The sequence below is a fragment of the Terrirubrum flagellatum genome (genome assembly GCF_022059845.1).
GTDB classification, from domain to species: domain Bacteria; phylum Pseudomonadota; class Alphaproteobacteria; order Rhizobiales; family Beijerinckiaceae; genus Terrirubrum; species Terrirubrum flagellatum.
The window spans coordinates 4,913,068-4,929,596 of record NZ_CP091851.1; the positions used below are offsets into that span (position 1 = coordinate 4,913,068).

General features: G+C 64.3%; 14 protein-coding genes. 8 read left to right on the plus strand and 6 right to left on the minus strand.

The annotated features are described in order from the left end of the window. Window positions 1–23: 23 nt before the first annotated feature. From L8F45_RS23920 to L8F45_RS23930, 3 genes are all read right to left on the minus strand, one after another. A complete protein-coding gene (locus L8F45_RS23920; protein ID WP_342360334.1) occupies window positions 24–1,691 on the minus strand; it encodes an L-lactate permease in 1,668 nt (555 codons plus the stop codon). A 179-nt stretch (window positions 1,692–1,870) separates the two neighbouring features. Then, window positions 1,871–2,551 (minus strand): HD domain-containing protein, encoded by a 681-nt coding sequence (locus L8F45_RS23925; protein WP_342360335.1) that lies wholly within the window; start codon window positions 2,549–2,551, stop codon window positions 1,871–1,873. Then, the gene (locus L8F45_RS23930) at window positions 2,548–4,083 is read right to left on the minus strand and encodes an alkaline phosphatase D family protein (protein WP_342360336.1); all 1,536 of its coding nucleotides are present in this window, start codon (window positions 4,081–4,083) and stop codon (window positions 2,548–2,550) included. The genes L8F45_RS23925 and L8F45_RS23930 overlap by 4 nt, the downstream gene beginning before the upstream one ends. Window positions 4,084–4,286: 203 nt before the next feature. Between L8F45_RS23930 and L8F45_RS23935 the strand changes: the two genes are divergently transcribed. Further along, window positions 4,287–5,753 carry a dihydrolipoyl dehydrogenase family protein gene (locus tag L8F45_RS23935; protein ID WP_342360337.1) on the plus strand — a complete coding sequence of 489 codons (1,467 nt, stop codon included), beginning with the start codon at window positions 4,287–4,289 and terminating at the stop codon, window positions 5,751–5,753. 142 nt (window positions 5,754–5,895) lie between these two features. Next, window positions 5,896–6,660 (plus strand): hypothetical protein, encoded by a 765-nt coding sequence (locus L8F45_RS23940; protein ID WP_342360338.1) that lies wholly within the window; start codon window positions 5,896–5,898, stop codon window positions 6,658–6,660. A gap of 106 nt (window positions 6,661–6,766) precedes the next feature. Here the strand turns inward: L8F45_RS23940 and L8F45_RS23945 are convergent, their stop codons facing one another. Both L8F45_RS23945 and L8F45_RS23950 read right to left on the minus strand, forming a co-directional pair. Then, a complete protein-coding gene (locus tag L8F45_RS23945) occupies window positions 6,767–8,737 on the minus strand; it encodes a glycosyltransferase (RefSeq protein ID WP_342360339.1) in 1,971 nt (656 codons plus the stop codon). Continuing rightward, on the minus strand, window positions 8,734–10,197 hold the full coding sequence (locus L8F45_RS23950; protein ID WP_342360340.1) for an HlyD family secretion protein: 1,464 nt from the start codon (window positions 10,195–10,197) through the stop codon (window positions 8,734–8,736). Before L8F45_RS23950 ends, L8F45_RS23945 begins: the two co-directional genes overlap by 4 nt. Window positions 10,198–10,656: 459 nt before the next feature. Here L8F45_RS23950 and L8F45_RS23955 point away from each other — a divergent pair, with 459 nt between their 5' ends. Genes L8F45_RS23955 through L8F45_RS23980 form a run of 6 tightly spaced genes read left to right on the plus strand, consistent with a single transcriptional unit; the run spans window position 10,657 to window position 15,996 of the window. Further along, the gene (locus tag L8F45_RS23955) at window positions 10,657–11,217 is read left to right on the plus strand and encodes a F0F1 ATP synthase subunit delta (protein WP_342360341.1); all 561 of its coding nucleotides are present in this window, start codon (window positions 10,657–10,659) and stop codon (window positions 11,215–11,217) included. Further along, window positions 11,217–12,746, plus strand: coding sequence for a F0F1 ATP synthase subunit alpha (gene atpA, locus L8F45_RS23960; RefSeq protein WP_342360342.1), 1,530 nt, complete (start codon window positions 11,217–11,219; stop codon window positions 12,744–12,746). The genes L8F45_RS23955 and atpA overlap by 1 nt, the downstream gene beginning before the upstream one ends. A 23-nt stretch (window positions 12,747–12,769) precedes the next feature. Beyond that, complete coding sequence (locus L8F45_RS23965; protein ID WP_342360343.1) at window positions 12,770–13,648, plus strand: F0F1 ATP synthase subunit gamma; 879 nt, start codon at window positions 12,770–12,772, stop codon at window positions 13,646–13,648. Between the two features lie 27 nt (window positions 13,649–13,675). After that, window positions 13,676–14,098: an organic hydroperoxide resistance protein gene (locus tag L8F45_RS23970; protein ID WP_342360344.1), complete on the plus strand. Its 423-nt coding sequence runs from the start codon at window positions 13,676–13,678 to the stop codon at window positions 14,096–14,098. 21 nt (window positions 14,099–14,119) lie between these two features. Next, the gene (atpD, locus tag L8F45_RS23975) at window positions 14,120–15,589 is read left to right on the plus strand and encodes a F0F1 ATP synthase subunit beta (protein WP_342360345.1); all 1,470 of its coding nucleotides are present in this window, start codon (window positions 14,120–14,122) and stop codon (window positions 15,587–15,589) included. Between the two features lie 5 nt (window positions 15,590–15,594). Beyond that, entirely contained in the window at window positions 15,595–15,996 is a 402-nt protein-coding gene (locus L8F45_RS23980) for a F0F1 ATP synthase subunit epsilon (protein WP_342360346.1), read from the plus strand. A gap of 108 nt (window positions 15,997–16,104) precedes the next feature. Here L8F45_RS23980 and L8F45_RS23985 read toward each other — a convergent pair whose 3' ends face one another. Further along, window positions 16,105–16,524 carry a hypothetical protein gene (locus L8F45_RS23985; protein ID WP_342360347.1) on the minus strand — a complete coding sequence of 140 codons (420 nt, stop codon included), beginning with the start codon at window positions 16,522–16,524 and terminating at the stop codon, window positions 16,105–16,107. Window positions 16,525–16,529 lie beyond the last annotated feature (5 nt).

The window sequence follows — 16,529 nt, forward strand, 5'->3', positions numbered from 1 at the left end:
TCTGCGAACGCGAGAGCGCCGCGTTACCTCACCACCATCGCGCTGAAGGGATGCACATAGGCCTGCAGCATCACGAGGAGACCGACGAGGCAGGCGAGCGCGATCGAGTGCCAGAAGACGAAGCGCAGGATCGAGCCTTCATGGCCAAACCAGTTCGTCGCGGTCGAGGCGACCACAATCGATTGCGCGTCGATCATCTTGCCCATGACGCCGCCGGACGAGTTCGCCGCGCCCATGAGGATCGGCGACAGGCCGAGCTGTTCGGACGTGATTTTCTGCAGACCGCCGAACAGCACGTTGGAGGCGGTGTCCGATCCCGTCAGCGCGACGCCGAGCCAGCCAAGCAGCGTGCCGAAGAAGGGATAGAGCACGCCGGTTCCCGCAAAGGCGAGGCCAAGCGTCGCGTCGATGCCGGAATAGCGCGTCAGCGTGCCGATCGCGAGCATGGCGGCGATGGTGATCAGCGACGCGGTCACCACGCGCAGCGTGCGGCCATACTCGGCGATCATCCGGGCCGGTGAAAAGCCCGCGATGAAGCCGAAGATGACAGCCGCGATCAGCATGCCTGATCCGGTGAAGGAGAGCCAGGTGAAGGCGAACACGGCGCCTTCCTGCGCAGGCGCTGCGACCACCGGCGGCACTTTCTGGATCAGGTTGTGCAGGCCGGGCACCGGATAATTCCAGGTGAAGATCGGATTGACGATCGCCTTGAACCAGCCGGAGCCCCAGACGAGCAGGATTGCGCAGACGATGATCCAGGGCGTCAGCGCCTTCCACACATCCGCGCTCGATGGCGCGGGACCGCTGGCGGTCACAGCGACGGGCGGCGCTGATGCAGCGGAATCATCACGCGTGCGCAGCGCCGGCGAGAGCCAGAGTTCGGCTGGCTTCCAGACCTGCATGAAGCCGATGAGGCAGGCCATCGAGATCAGGGACGCGCCGATATCGACGATCCAGGGATTGATGAAATTCGAGATGAGATATTGCGGGATCGCGAAGGAGACGCCGCAGACGAGGATCGCGGGCCAGATCTGCATCATGCCGCGGAAGCCGGCGAAGGCCCAGATCAGCCAGAACGGCACCAGCAGCGAGAAGAAGGGCAACTGCCGCCCGACCATCGCGCCGAGCAAATAGGGGTCGATGCCGGTGACGCTGGCGAGGCCGGCGATCGGCGTGCCGAGCGCGCCATAGGCGACAGGCGCCGTGTTCGCGATCAGTGACAGGCCGGAGGCCGCGAGCGGCGAGAAGCCGAGCCCGATCAGGATCGCGCCCGTCACCGCGACCGGCGTGCCGAAGCCTGACGCCCCCTCAAAGAAAGCGCCGAAGGAAAAGGCGATCAGCAGAAGCTGCAATCTGCGGTCCGGCGTCACATTGCCGATCGCTTTCTGCAGCGTCTCGAACCGACCCGTCGCGACGGTCAGCCGGTACATGAAGATGACGTTGAGAACGATCCAGCCGATGGGGAAGAGCCCGGTCGCCGCGCCGAGAACGGCGGCGCGCAGGGCGAGGCCGGCGGGCATCGTGAACAGGAAGATCGCGACCGCGATCGCCACCACAAGCGCGATGACGGCGGCGATATGCGCCTTCACCTTGCCCGATGCGATCAGCAGCAGAAGCGCCAGAACCGGCAGCGCCGCCGCGATCGTCGAGAGGACGCTGTTTCCGAACGGATTGTAGACCTGATTCCACATCGCCTCGCCCCTTGGTTGTCTCAGACCCCCGGCATTGATTTGTTTTTTGCCAGCATAGCGTTCGCCGCGGAAACGTCACCCCCCGGGGCGCAACGCGGCGTCCGGCGCATGTCTGACACATGCGCCGAGCGTGCATGTCGTGAGATCGGGCGTGGTTGCGCTGAGAGGAAGCTCGTCCGTCAGGCGCCGATTTCGTCGATCAACGCATCGACGAAACGACGCATCGTGGCGTCGCGTTCGGCTGCGAGCGCGCGGCCGCCGTCGGTCTGGAAGCCCTCGTTCAGCCTGAACAGCTTGGTCTCGAAATGATCGAGAGCGTAGCGCCGGTCGTCACGATCGCGGTGTCGCGCGAGCGGATCGGCGGGCTCGTAGAGCGAAGAACCCATGCGGCCGGCGATATAAAAGCAGCGCGCGACGCCAATGGCGCCGATGGCGTCGAGCCGGTCGGCGTCCTGCAGGACGCGCGCTTCCCGCGTCACCGGCTTGATCGCGGCCGAGAAGCTGTGCGCTTCGATCGCGTGCGCGAGCCCGTCCGTGCGTTCGGCGCTCCAGTCGAGCGGCGCGACAATCTCTCTCGCGCGCGCAGCGGCGAGCGCGGAAGCCTTGGCGCGCTGCGGCGAATTCTTCTCGACAGCGACGCAGTCATGCAGGATCACCGCCGCGACGAGGAGATCGAGATCGCATCCCGGCTCGGAGGCTGCGATGTGCTCGGCGTTGCGCCAGACGCGCAGGATATGGGAGAGATCATGCGATCCGTCGGCGCCATTATCATCGAGGGCGCGAAGGAGCTGCGCTGCAAGAGCCTGGCGCGGCGCGAAGGCCGCGGCGGCGTTTTCGACGCCAAGTGTTGATTCACTCATGCCCTGTTCGCGCCGATCTTTCCATTCTCGACGACGAAGGAGACATCTGTCTTCGTCGTCGCTCCTGACCTGTCGGTGAATTCAGTCGTGCGCATGTCGGTCGTCCAGCTCTTCTCCGTCACCGTGCAGCGCATATAGCCGCGCTTCGCCGGATCGAAATAGGAGAGATGCGGATTTTTCGGCAGCGCGTCCCGCATCGGTTTCGCCAGCGGCTCGGGCCAGACCGAACTGATGGAGGTTCCGACGAATTCGGTGACTAGTCCCTGCGCGGGATCATCGCCCGCCTTGCGGACCACGCTCGACACCAGGGACGAGTGGATGTCGCCCGACAGCGAAATCGGATTGCGGACCTTGTTGTTTGCGATCGCGTCGAGAATGCGCGCGCGGTTGGCGGGATAGCCGTCCCAGGCCGCGAGATAGCGATAGAGCGCGCCGTCATGATCGAGATCGAACGGCGTCATCATCACCGTGGTCGCGATCGCATTCCATGTAGCCTTCGAGTTCTTCAGCCGGTCCTCCAGCCAGATTTCCTGCGGCCGGCCGAGCATCGACCGCTCCGGCGCGTCCGCGGCGGCGCAGAACTTCTTGTAGACGCCGAAGGCGAATTTCGGATCGGAGCCGTCGAGACAGATCTCGTGCGACGCCCGGAACTGACGCGTATCCGGGATGGTCATGCGCAGGAGGCCGCCAATATCGACCTCGCGCGCGATCGCCATGGTCGGGCTCATGGCGTTGATCACGCTGCGCGTCGGCATGAATTCGCACCAGGCCTGATAGGCCGCGGCGCGACGGCGCAGTTCGGCGGGATCATCCGTGTCGAATTCGAGCGCGTCGTGATTGTCGAGCACGGCGATGAAGGGCGTTGTCTCATGGATGCGGCGCAAGGCGGCGTCGGTTTTGTAGAGCGCATGACGCAGCCGATATTCCGCGAGCGTCGCGGGCGCCTTCTTCGATTCATGCTGGCGCGCGCCGCCGCGGCCGGTTTCGTAGATATAGTCGCCGAGATGGAGCACGAAGGCCGCGTCATCGTCCTTCATGCCGTCATAGGCGTTGAAATAGCCGTTCTCCCAGTGCTGACAGCTCGCCACATTGAAGTGGAACGTCGTTGGCGCCGCCGAGGCGCGCGGCAAGGTCCGCGTGCGACCGACCGGGCTTTCCTTGCCGCCCGTCCTGAACATGAACCAGTAAGCCCTGTCGGAATCGAGCCCCTGCGCGTCGACATGGACGGAATGGCCGAATTCCGGAACTGCGGTCGCGACGCCGCTGCGGACGACGCGCTTCAGCCCTTCATCTTCGGCGAGAACCCATTCGACCGCCACGGGACCTTCGCCGATCGGCGAGAGATCGTTGAAGGCGCGCGCGAGCCGGGTCCACAGCACCACGGCGTCCGCGGTGGGATCGCCGCTCGCGACCGAGAAGACGAAGGGGTTGAAGCCGGTGATGGTTTGCGCCGTCGCGCGTCTGAGATAGGCCGGAAGGGTCAGCGCGCCGGCTCCGGCTGCTGACGCGATAAAGCGCCGCCTGTGCAACATCGCCTGCTCCGTGGGGTGAGGCGGCTTGCGTAGGCCTGGCCCGTGACGTTTGTGCAAAGCCCCTTTGACAGCGGCTTGCCTCTTCGCACGCCATCGTCGCAGATGGGGCTGCGACGGCGGCCATGGCGTTTCGCGCATGGCCGATGTATGCGCCGGTCATGGATCGCGCGCCCATATCAAGGGCGGCGCACAGAGGACAGGGAATGGCTTACGATCTCATCGTCATTGGTTCGGGACCCGGCGGTTATGTCTGCGCCGTGCGCGCCGCCCAGCTCGGGCTGAAGACGGCCATTGTCGAGAAGGAGAAGACGCTCGGCGGCACCTGCCTCAATATCGGCTGCATCCCGTCGAAGGCGCTTCTGCAGGCTTCGGAGCATTTCCACGAGGTCGGCCATGGCATGGCGGCGTTCGGCGTGATCGTCGATCCGCCGAAGCTCGATCACAAGGCGCTGATGAAACACAAGGACGATGTCGTCTCCGCCAACGTCAACGGCGTCGCGTTCCTGATGAAGAAGAACAAGGTCGACGTGCATCAGGGGCTCGGCGCCATCACCGGCAAGGGTCAGGTGACGGTGACTGCGGCCGGCGGCGAGACGAAGGTCCTCGAAACGAAATCGATCGTGATCGCGACGGGCTCGGAGAGCGCGATGCTGCCGGGCGTCGTCGTGGACGAGAAGCAGGTGGTGACCTCGACCGGCGCGCTGTCGCTCGAAAAGGTTCCGGGCAAGCTGCTGGTCATCGGCGCCGGCGTGATCGGTCTTGAACTGGGCTCGGCGTGGGGCCGTCTCGGCGCCAAGGTCGAGGTGGTCGAATTCCTCGATCGCATCCTGCCCGGCATGGATGGCGAGGTGGCGAAGCAAATGCAGCGCACGCTGGAGAAGCAGGGCTTCACATTCAATCTCTCCAGCAAGGTGACAAAGGCCGAGACAGGCAAGATCGGCGTGGAAACAAGCTATCAACCTGGCGCCGGCGGATTTCTGCTGCCGCAGGATTCGTCCGGACGGGATGGCGTCAAAGTCACGTTCGAGCCGGTCGCCGGCGGCGAGGCGAAGACAATCGAGGCCGATGTCGTGCTCGTCGCGACCGGCCGCCGTCCGAACACCGCGGGCCTCAATCTCGACGCGATGAAGATCGCGACCGAAAGAGGCCGCGTGATCATCGACGGTCATTTCCGCACCAATATCGAAGCCGTGTACGCGATCGGCGACGTGGTGCGCGGACCAATGCTGGCGCACAAGGCGGAGGATGAGGGCGTCGCCGTCGCCGAACTCATCGCCGGCAAGGCGGGCCATGTGAATTACGACGTCATTCCGGCCGTCGTTTACACGCAGCCGGAAGTAGCCTCCGTCGGCAAGACGGAGGAGGAGCTGAAAGAAGCGGGCGTCGCCTACGTCGTCGGCAAGTTCCCCTTCACGGCGAATGGCCGCGCGCGCGCCATGCGTCACACCGACGGCTTCGTGAAATTCCTCGCCGACGCCAAGACCGACCGCGTGCTCGGCGCGCATATCGTCGGCTTCGGCGCTGGCGAGATGATCCACGAGATCGCGGTGCTGATGGAGTTCGGCGGCTCGTCGGAAGATCTCGCGCGCACCTGCCACGCCCATCCGACGATGAGCGAGGCGGTGAAGGAAGCCGCGATGGGCGTCGAGAAACGCTCGATCCACATTTGATATAGTTTTTCGGCAAATTGAATTAAACGCCTGCGATCACGGCGGAGTGGTGCAATCGCTCCGTCGCGTGCAGCGGCGCACAGCGCGCGGATGATTTCCGGCCATTCTTCCTTCGCGACCAATCGTGCGCGGAGGCGTAGCCATGGTCATGGAAGTCGCAAAGGTTGCCACATTTTTCAAGGACAATGTGATCAGCGTCGTCGCGGCGTTTGCGGCCCTGTTCTATGGCTATTTTGAATTCATCAACGGCCAGCATAATCAGGAAAAGGTCTATATCGAGCAATTCGCCGGAGCTGTTGAGAAATACAGCTTCCCGCCTTCCTGCGAAGCGATCGACACCAAGCAGAAGCTCTATCTGCAGATCGCGATCTCGGCGGCGGCGCGGCTGAGAACCGATTTCGACAACAGGACTTTCAGCGAGATCATCGATCGGCTGAGCAACCGCTATTCCGAATTCGAGGCGAAATGCTCGGTCAGGCGCGCGATGCAGACGACGACGCCGGTTCAGGTGACCGCGCTCGATGTGAAGGCGCAGGCTTTGCAGCGCAGCAACATCCAGCTTCAGGAAATCGCCGCGCCGGCGAAGGCGGGCGCGAAATGGTTCACGGTCGTCGCCTCGCTGCCGAAGGATGAAGGTCCGCAGGCGCGCAAACTGATTTGTGGCTGGATCGCGCAGGAGCCGGAATTCAGGACCTGGCGTTTCCAGATCTACCAGACGAATCTGAGCAAGAGCACCGCCGTCGTGGTCGATGGTCAACTCGACTATGGCCAGGCCTTGCAGAAGGCGCAGCTTCTGCGCGCCAATCCGCAATTCTCCCGCTTCTTTCCGGACGCCTTCGCGCAGATTGATCGCGACTGGGCGTCTGACACAGAGAAGATCGATTGCGCGGCGAGCGCGCCCGGCTAGAGCATGGCGCGAAAAAGTGGGAACCGGTTTTTCGCGAGGGCCATGCTCTAAGTTTTGGAATCGATCACGCCGCATCTTGATTGAATCAATCAAAATGCGGCGTGATCTACCCCATGATCCGTTTCATCACGGCCTTGCCGACGCCGGACGCGCCGACATTTTCGAAAGCGCGAACATAGTCGCTCGCATAGAAGTGCCTGATGACCGCGACGCGCGTCGCGAGCGACGCGTCGAAATGCACGGCGAAACCGCCGGGGCGGCCGCGGACGATCGTCGCCGGCACGTCCTGGCCGCGCAGGCGGCAGAGGATCATCGAGCCAAGCGGCGCCGGCGGTTCGCCGCGCAGCGCGGCGCCCGAGATCGAGATGTCGGCGAGCCCGCGAATATGCGTGACGCCGTCGACAAGAAGCGTGATCGAATCGTTCGTCGTGAAGCGCTCTGATTTCCGTCGCCGCGGCTGCTCGATGCAGACGAAGCAGATGATCATCAGAACGATTGTATTGTACCAGCTCCAGGCCAGCGCCAACGTGGCGAAGCCGATGCGATCGCCGCGCGCATTGATGTCGAAGGACACGGCGATGGAGAGAATGGTGAGCAGCAGCAGCGCGCCATAGATTTTCAGGAGCGGCCATTCGACGAAGCCGCGGCTGCGGTCGCCGCCTTTCGCCGTCACCTTGAACTTGTGGCCCTGCGGCTTGGTCAGCCCCATGAACACGGCCTTGATGATCGCCGGCGCCGCGACGAAGTGGCAGACGTCCGACATGATCGGCATCACGCGTCCGCGCGTCATCCAGGACATCGAGAACATCGTCCAGAGGAAATAGGGCAGGAAGTAGTTCGCGACATCGCCGAGCTCGGCGTGAACGGACTTCACGTCGAGCAGGAGATAAAGGATCGGCATGACGAGACCGAGCATGCGCGCGGGATAGACGGCGGCCCAGTTGAGAAAGCTGTCGATGAGCGACAGGCGGTCGACCAGCTTGAGATTCGTGCGGCGTGAAAAAGGTCCGCTGCGGCCGCGCACGATCTGCATGAAGCCGAGGCACCAGCGATTGCGCTGCGTGATGTATTCCTTGATGCCCTCCGGCGCGAGGCCAAGCGTCAGCGCTTCGTTGAGATAGGCTGTGACATAACCCGCTTCCTTCAACCGTAGCGTCAGCAGATAGTCTTCGGTGACGGAGTCGGTCGGGAAACCCTTGATGGCGACGAGCGGCTTGAATCGGATGATCGAGGATGTGCCGCAGCAGAAGGCCGCGCCCCAGGCGTCGCGCGCCGGCATCACAATATCAAAGAAGAAGCGCTGATCGTCAGGCCAGACCTGCGTCGCGAGCAGATTGGTCTGGATCGGATCGGGATTGATGAAATGCTGCGGCGTCTGCACGACGCCAATGGTCGGATCGTGAAACAGGCTCATGGCGCGGCGCAGGAAATTCGGGCGCGGCACGAAATCGGCGTCGAGAATGGAGACGAATTCCGGCGGCTCGGGCAATTCGGCGAGCCGCGCCAGCGCATGATTGATGTTGCCGGCCTTGGCGTGCCTGTTGTCGGGGCGGGTGATGTAGCCGCAGCCGAGCTTGCCGCAAAGCTCCTGAAGCCAGGGCCGCTTGCCGTCGTCGAGCACCCAGACGCGATAGTTGGGATAATCCATGCCAGTCGCGCCGATGATGGTGCGTTCGACGATTGGCTCTTCCTCATTGTAGGTGCAGATGAGGACGTCGATCAGCGGCTTCTTCGGCAGCGCATCGAGCCAGGGCAGATTCGCCGCGACGTCGGAGGTCCGCTCCCGCGTCTTCATCATGAAGAACATCGAGATGATCGACGCGATGATGGTCGCGCATTCGGCGGCGAGGAAAATGACGCCGGCCGTGAAGTCGATCGGGTCGGTGAAGGGCGGGAGCGTCGACGTCACGCGCCAGACGAAATAGCGCGCGAGAAGCGCGATGCTGACCGCCATCACGGCGAGGCGCGCGGCGGCCCATTCGCGTTTCAGCGTGCCCATTAACAGCAGGCAGAGGCCGAGCGCCGCGAGGCCGGGCGCGAGCGCCGTCAGAAAGTCTTGCAGACTGGCGCGGATCACCGGCGCAGACCGAAGGCCAGCGACTCCGCGGCGGCGTCGGGCGCGGCCCTGTCGAACAGCACGCGCCCGGTGCGGCCGATGCCGCAGGCGCCGTCCGAGGCGAGCTTCGGCACCGAGACGGTGACGTGATAGGCTTCCTTGATGAGCGCCTTCGGCTCGATGGCGAAATTCGCCGGCGTCGCCGAGACGCCGGTCAGGTTCACGATCACGCCGTCATAATCCTGGCTCTCGTCGGATGGCCGGAATTTCGCCGGCCCGCCGATGCGCAGCTTGTTGTAGACTGTCTCCGCAACGTTCGCGGTCACCACCGCGGTCGAGCAGTCGAGCAGGCGGATGAGATCCTGTCCGCGTCTGATATGCTCGCCGGGCGCCGTCATGATCTCCCAGACGCGGCCGCTGGCGGGCAGCGCGACTTCGACGTCGGACAACTTCTTGAAGCGCGCAGCCTCGTCCGTTTCGTCGGCGCGAGCGCGCGCGATCTGGGCGTCGAGCCGGCGCAGATCGGCGTTGAGATCATCGATGCGCTGGCGCATCTCGTCGGCGCGCTGGGCGGAGCTCGGACGGTCATTGTAACTGTCGCCGATGAAGGAGCCCTGTCGTGCGGCCGTGAGTTCAACGGTCGCCTCCTCGACGCGCCTCTTTGCGGCGGTCTCGGCGGCGTCGGCGACCTGCCGGTCTCGCGCGACGCGGGCGGCCTCGGCCGCTGACACCACGCCGGGGCGGGTCATGTTGGCGACGCGCTGCTCGGCGAATCGCGCCTCGCTGGCGCGCGCGGTCGCGCCGGCAAGATCACTGTTGAGCGCGGCGATGCGCGCTTCAAGCTGGCGGATGCGGCCAGCCTGGAACTGCTTCGTTTGCTCGTCGAGCGCGGCAAGGCGCGTCTGGGTCTGGGCCAACCGTTCGACGAGGCCCGGACGCTCGTCTTCGAGCCGTCCGGCGATGCGGCGCAACTCGTCGAGCCTCGATCGGTCAGCCTTCGCATCGACGATGTGGAGCGCGGGCGCGCCCTTCACGGCCGACCAGGCGGTGAAATCGGTCGGCGCGGCGACGATCTCGCCGTCGATCGGCGCGCGGATAGTGACGATGCGGGAATTGACCACTGCCTCGACGCTCGCCGCCTGCAGGAGCGTCTGCAGCGGCCGCGCGCCAAAGACGGCGATCAGGGCGAGGGCGACGGCGATCTTCAGCGGGCGACGGACGGCCAAGGTCCAGAAACCGGGCTTGGCGGCCGGTTGGGCTTTCGGAGCGTCCTGGGCCGCCGCGCCATCCTCTTCGCCAGGCGCTTCGGCCGGCGCGCCGAACGCGTCGCCGAGTTGCCTGTGAAGATCCTTGAGGGCGTTCGGCCCGTCCCTGGAGGGATTGCGCTCGGCGCTGACCTCCCCACGCGCGGTCTCCTGCGCGGCGCCGGCGTTAGGCGCCTCCAGAATGATTCCCGTTTTCTCGACCTTGGGCTGCGCCATGATATTCGCTCACAGGCGCCGATCGCCGGGCGCCGATTTATTGGCCGCGAATACGCAACTCCGTCCGCAATGACGGAGTCTCGATCGGCCGGCGCATTCTGGCGCGGGCGCATCGCGAGACTTCAACGGGAATAGCGAAGGCGGCTTAATGGCTTCGCACAAAAGCCATCCATCTCCGTAGAAGCTGCAAGCTTGGTAAAGCCTTGGTGACCGGCGGCTGGCGAAGGTGTCGAAGCGGGCATGCGCGGACGACTCCCTGGAGCCTCTCCAGACAGGGATTGGAACAGCCCGGCGAGCGGTTGCGCCCCTGAAATCGCCATGCTAGGCGGACCCGCGTTTTCCGGGCCGGGACGTCTCGTTCCCTCGGATATTCCGTCCCTATTCGCGCAGGGTCCGGAGGCCGCCGCGCCGCTCAAGGCTGCAGCGCAGTTCCGGGATTTGCCAGAGAGAGTGTAGTCCGTGGCGCAAGGCGAAACGATCGTATCTGGTGTGGCCGGCCGCTATGCCCAGGCCCTGTTCGATCTGGCGCAGGAATCAAAATCGATCGACGCGGTGAAGTCGGACCTGGAGGCGTTCGATTCGCTGGTTGCGCAGAGCCCGGACCTTCAGCGTCTCGTCCGCTCGCCTGTTTTCACGGCGGAAGAACAGACCAAGGCGATCGGCGCGATCCTCGACAAGGCGGGAATCAAGGGACTCGCCGCGAATTTCCTTCGTCTCGTCGCCACGCAGCGCCGCCTGTTCGCGGTGCGCTCGATGGTCGACGCTTACAGGAAGCTGGCGGATGCGGCGCATGGCGTCGTCCGCGCCGAGGTGACGGTGGCTGAGAAGCCGTCCGATTCGCTCGCGAACGAAATCAAGAAAGCTTTGTCCGATGTGGCCGGCAAGAACGTCACGGTCGACCTCAAGGTCGATCCGGCGATCATCGGCGGCATCGTGGTCAAGATGGGCTCGCGCATGGTGGATTCCTCCCTGCGCACCAAACTCAACGGCATCAAAGTTGCGATGAAAGAGGTCGGCTGATGGATATCCGCGCCGCTGAAATTTCGGCGATCCTCAAGGATCAGATCAAGAACTTCGGCAATGAGGCCGAAGTCACCGAGGTCGGACAGGTCCTGTCCGTCGGCGACGGCATTGCGCGCTGCTTCGGCCTCGACAATGTCCAGGCCGGCGAAATGGTCGAGTTCGAGTCGGGCGTGCGCGGCATGGCGCTGAACCTCGAACAGGACAATGTCGGCGTCGTCATCTTCGGCTCCGACCGCGAGATCAAGGAAGGCCAGACGGTCAAGCGCACCGGCGCGATCGTGGACGTTCCGGTCGGCAAGGAGCTGCTCGGCCGCGTCGTCGACGCTCTCGGCAATCCGATCGACGGCAAGGGCCCGATCAAGACCTCGACGCGCGCCCGCGTCGACGTGAAGGCGCCGGGCATCATTCCGCGCAAGTCGGTGCATGAGCCGATGGCGACGGGCCTCAAGTCGATCGACGCGATGATCCCGATCGGCCGCGGTCAGCGCGAGCTGATCATCGGCGACCGTCAGACCGGCAAGACCGCGATCGCGCTCGACACCATCCTCAACCAGAAGCCGCTCAACGTCGCCGGCGCCGACGAGCAGCAGAAGCTCTATTGCGTCTATGTCGCTGTCGGCCAGAAGCGCTCCACCGTCGCGCAGTTCGTGAAGGTGCTCGAGGAGCAAGGCGCGCTCGAATATTCGATCATCGTCGCCGCCACCGCGTCGGACGCCGCGCCGATGCAGTTCATCGCGCCGTTCGCCGGCTGCGCCATGGGCGAATTTTTCCGCGACAACGGCATGCATGCGGTCATCATCTATGACGATCTGTCGAAGCAGGCCGTCGCCTACCGCCAGATGTCGTTGCTGCTCCGCCGTCCGCCGGGCCGCGAAGCCTATCCCGGCGACGTGTTCTATCTCCACTCCCGCCTGCTCGAGCGCGCCGCCAAGATGGGCGACGCCGCCGGCAAGGGCTCGCTGACGGCGCTGCCGGTCATCGAAACCCAGGCGAACGACGTGTCGGCTTATATTCCGACCAACGTGATCTCGATCACCGACGGCCAGATATTCCTTGAGACCGATCTGTTCTATCAGGGCGTCCGCCCGGCGGTGAATGTCGGTCTGTCCGTGTCGCGCGTCGGCTCCTCGGCGCAGACCAAGGCGATGAAAAAGGTCGCCGGCAAGATCAAGGGCGAGCTCGCGCAGTATCGCGAGATGGCCGCCTTCGCGCAGTTCGGCTCCGACCTCGACGCGGTGACGCAGCGTTTGCTCAATCGCGGCGCGCGCCTGACCGAGCTGCTCAAGCAGCCGCAATTCTCGCCGCTGAAGATGGAAGAGCAGGTCTGCGTGATCTATGCCGGCATCAACGGCTATCTCGACGCGCTGCCGGTCAACCGCGTGCGCGCCTTCGAAGACGGTCTGCTCGCGGCGCTGCGCAGCGAGGGCTCGATCCTCGAGTCGATCCGCGGGTCGAAGGACCTGCCGGCCGACATGGAAGCCAAGCTGAAGGACGCCGTCGCGAACTTCGCCAAATCCTTCGCCTGATCGGCGGCTGACGGGATTTCTCGATGGCCTCGCTGAAGGACCTCCGTAACCGCATCGCCACGGTGAAGGCGACGCAGAAGATCACCAAGGCGATGCAGATGGTCGCGGCGGCGAAGCTGCGTCGCGCCCAGATGGCGGCGGAAGCCGCGCGCCCCTACGCCGAAAAGATGGAGAAGGTTCTTGCGAACCTCTCCGGTGGCATCGGGCCCGACATGCCGGCGCCGGCCCTGCTCAAGGGCAACGGCCGCGACCAGACCCATCTTTTGATCGTCTGCACCGCCGAGCGCGGTCTGTGCGGCGCGTTCAACTCGTCGATCTCGCGTCTCGCGCGCGACAAGGCGAACGCGCTCATCGCCCAGGGCAAGACGGTCAAGATCATCTGCGTCGGCAAGAAGGGCCACGACATTCTCAAGCGCCAGTTTGAGAAGCTGATCATCGACGTGGTCGATCTGCGCGCCGTGCGCACGCTCGCCTATCACAACGCGCATGAGATCGGCGAACGCGTGATCGAGCGTTTCGACGCCGGCGAGTTCGACGTCGCGACCCTGTTCTTCTCGAAGTTCAAGTCGGTGATCTCGCAGATCCCGACCGCCCAGCAGGTCATTCCGGCGGAGACGCCGGCGCAGGGTGGAAATGGCGGCCAGACGGCGGCCTACGAATATGAGCCGGAAGAAGGTGAAATCCTTGGCGATCTCCTGCCGCGCAACATCTCGGTGCAGGTGTTCCGCGCGCTGCTGGAGAATGCGGCGTCCGAACAGGGCGCGCGCATGAGCGCCATGGACAACGCCACCCGCAACGCCGGCGACATGATCAAGAAGCAGACGCAGACCTACAACCGGACGCGTCAGGCGATGATCACCAAGGAGCTGATCGAAATCATCTCCGGCGCGGAAGCGCTCTGACGACGCAAGCGGCGACAGGAGGCATTCATGGCTTTGACTCCGATCATGAAGACCTACGCCACGACGCGTGGCGGCCGCGACGGCCGCTCTTCGCTGGAAGGCGGCAAGTTCGTGCTGGGCATGTCGCTGCCGAAGGAGCTCGCCGGCGCGGCTGCGACGGAAGGCATGAATCCCGAGCAGCTCTTCGCCATGGGCTGGTCGTCCTGCTACGGTCAGGCGATCATCGCGCTGTCGAAGAAGCATGGCGTCGATGCGACCCGCGCGGCGGTCACCTGCGAAGTGACGCTGAACAAGGATGAGACGAGCTTCGCGCTGACCGCCGAACTCAAATGCTCAATCCCCGGCGAAGACCCGGCGAAGGTGAAGGAGCTGATGGAAGCTGCTCACCAGATTTGCCCCTATTCCAAAGCGACGCGCGGCAATGTGCCGGTGACGCTGACTGTTCTCTAAAGATTCGTAACGAGGATGATCATGGCCCAGGCTGGCTCCAACAAGACAGGCAGGATCACGCAGGTGATCGGCGCCGTCGTCGACGTGCAGTTCGACGGCCATCTGCCGGAAATTCTGAACGCGCTCGAGACCAGCAATGTCGGCCTGAAGTCGGAGTCCAATCCGACCGGTCGCCTTGTTCTCGAAGTGGCGCAGCAGCTCGGCGAGAGCACGGTGCGCTGCATTTCGATGGACACGTCGGAAGGCCTGACCCGCGGCCAGGAGGTCACTGACACCGGCGCGCCGATCGCGGTTCCGGTCGGCGATGAATGCCTCGGCCGCATCATGAACGTCATCGGCGAGCCGGTGGACGAAGCCGGCCCGATCGCGACGACGGCGAAGCGCGCCATTCACCAGGCGGCGCCGACCTACGCCGAGCAGGCGACGGAAGCGCAGATCCTCGTCACCGGCATCAAGGTCGTCGACCTGCTCGCGCCTTACGCAAAGGGCGGCAAGATCGGCCTGTTCGGCGGCGCGGGCGTCGGCAAGACCGTGCTTATCATGGAGCTCATCAACAACGTCGCGAAGGCGCACGGCGGTTACTCCGTGTTCGCCGGCGTCGGCGAGCGCACGCGCGAAGGCAACGACCTCTATCACGAGATGATCGAGTCGAACGTGAACGTCGATCCGAAGAAAGCCGGTTCGGCCAAGGGTTCGAAGTGCGCGCTGGTCTATGGCCAGATGAACGAGCCGCCGGGCGCCCGCGCCCGCGTCGCGCTCACCGGTCTGACCGTCGCGGAAGATTTCCGCGACAAGGGCCAGGACGTGCTGTTCTTCGTCGACAACATCTTCCGCTTCACGCAGGCGGGCTCGGAAGTGTCGGCGCTGCTCGGCCGCATTCCTTCGGCGGTCGGCTATCAGCCGACGCTCGCGACCGACATGGGCGCGCTGCAGGAGCGCATCACCACCACGACCAAGGGCTCGATCACCTCGGTGCAGGCGATCTACGTGCCGGCGGACGACCTGACCGACCCGGCGCCGGCGACTTCCTTCGCCCACTTGGACGCGACGACCGTGCTGTCGCGCTCGATCGCGGAGAAGGGCATTTATCCCGCCGTCGATCCGCTCGACTCGACCTCGCGCATGCTGTCGCCGCTCGTCGTTGGCGAAGAGCATTACGCCGTCGCCCGCCAGGTGCAGCAGGTGCTGCAGCGCTACAAGGCGCTGCAGGACATCATCGCGATCCTCGGCATGGACGAGCTCTCGGAAGAGGACAAGCTGACGGTGGCGCGCGCCCGCAAGATCGAGCGCTTCCTGTCGCAGCCCTTCTTCGTCGCGGAAGTGTTCACCGGTTCGCCGGGCAAGCTCGTGTCGCTCGAAGACACCATCAAGGGCTTCAAGGGCCTGGTCGAAGGCAAGTACGACCATCTTCCCGAAGCGGCCTTCTACATGGTGGGCAATATTGAGGAAGCCGTCGCGAAGGCGCAGAAGCTCGCGGCCGAAGCGGCGTAACCCTGATGGCCAGCTTCCACTTCGAACTCGTGTCGCCTGAGAAGATGCTCTTCTCGGGCGATGTTGAAAGCGTCGTCGTGCCGGGCGCCGACGGCGACTTCCAGGTGTTCGCCGGCCACGCGCCCGTGATGTCGACGTTGCATGTCGGCGTCTTGAAGATCGCGGGCAATACGAACGCGCCGCAGCGCGTGTTCGTGCGCGGCGGTTTCGCCGACGTGAATGACAGCGGCCTGACCATCCTCGCCGAGCAGGCGGTCGATCTCGCCGAGGTGAAGTCCGATCAGCTCATGCAGGACATCCGGGATCTCGAAGAGGATGTCGCCGACGCCAAGACGGACGCCGAGCGCGCCCGCGCGCAGGCGAAGCTCGAAGGGCTGAAGGCGCTGCAACTCGCCGTCGCGCACTGAACGTGACGCGCAGTATGAAATGAACAAGGCCGCGCAAGCGGCCTTTTCTTTGGCCGTTTGCTGTTCGTCTCCGCCGGTATTGGCCGACGATCCGAGCAGCCTTGGCGTCTAGCGTAATTTCACCGTCAGCTTGTAAGTTGCGTTGCCGCGTGTCGGCCCAACCACGATGGCGTAGCGGCCGGTTGCTGGCAGTTTACCGGACCAGGATTTCGCGCTGTCTTCGGCGCCCGCTCTTGGAAGCGTGCGCAGATTTTCGCCGTCCGCTGTTTGAGAGGCTGTTTTAGAACCGGGGAGATAGATCTGAAATGAGGCATTATCTTCGATCGACGTCACCTTGAGGGATGCGGTCATGCCCTTCCGAGCTTCAAAAACATAGCGATCGGAGTCGCCGCGCACGACGGCGCCTTCGGCCTCGAAGGTCGACGCACGCACGTTGGCTTTCAATTCGCGCTCGAAGTCGGTGGCGTGGGCTGGCGCGAATGATGCAGCCACCGCAGCCGAGATGAAAAATGCCAGCGCCATCCGCATTGCTG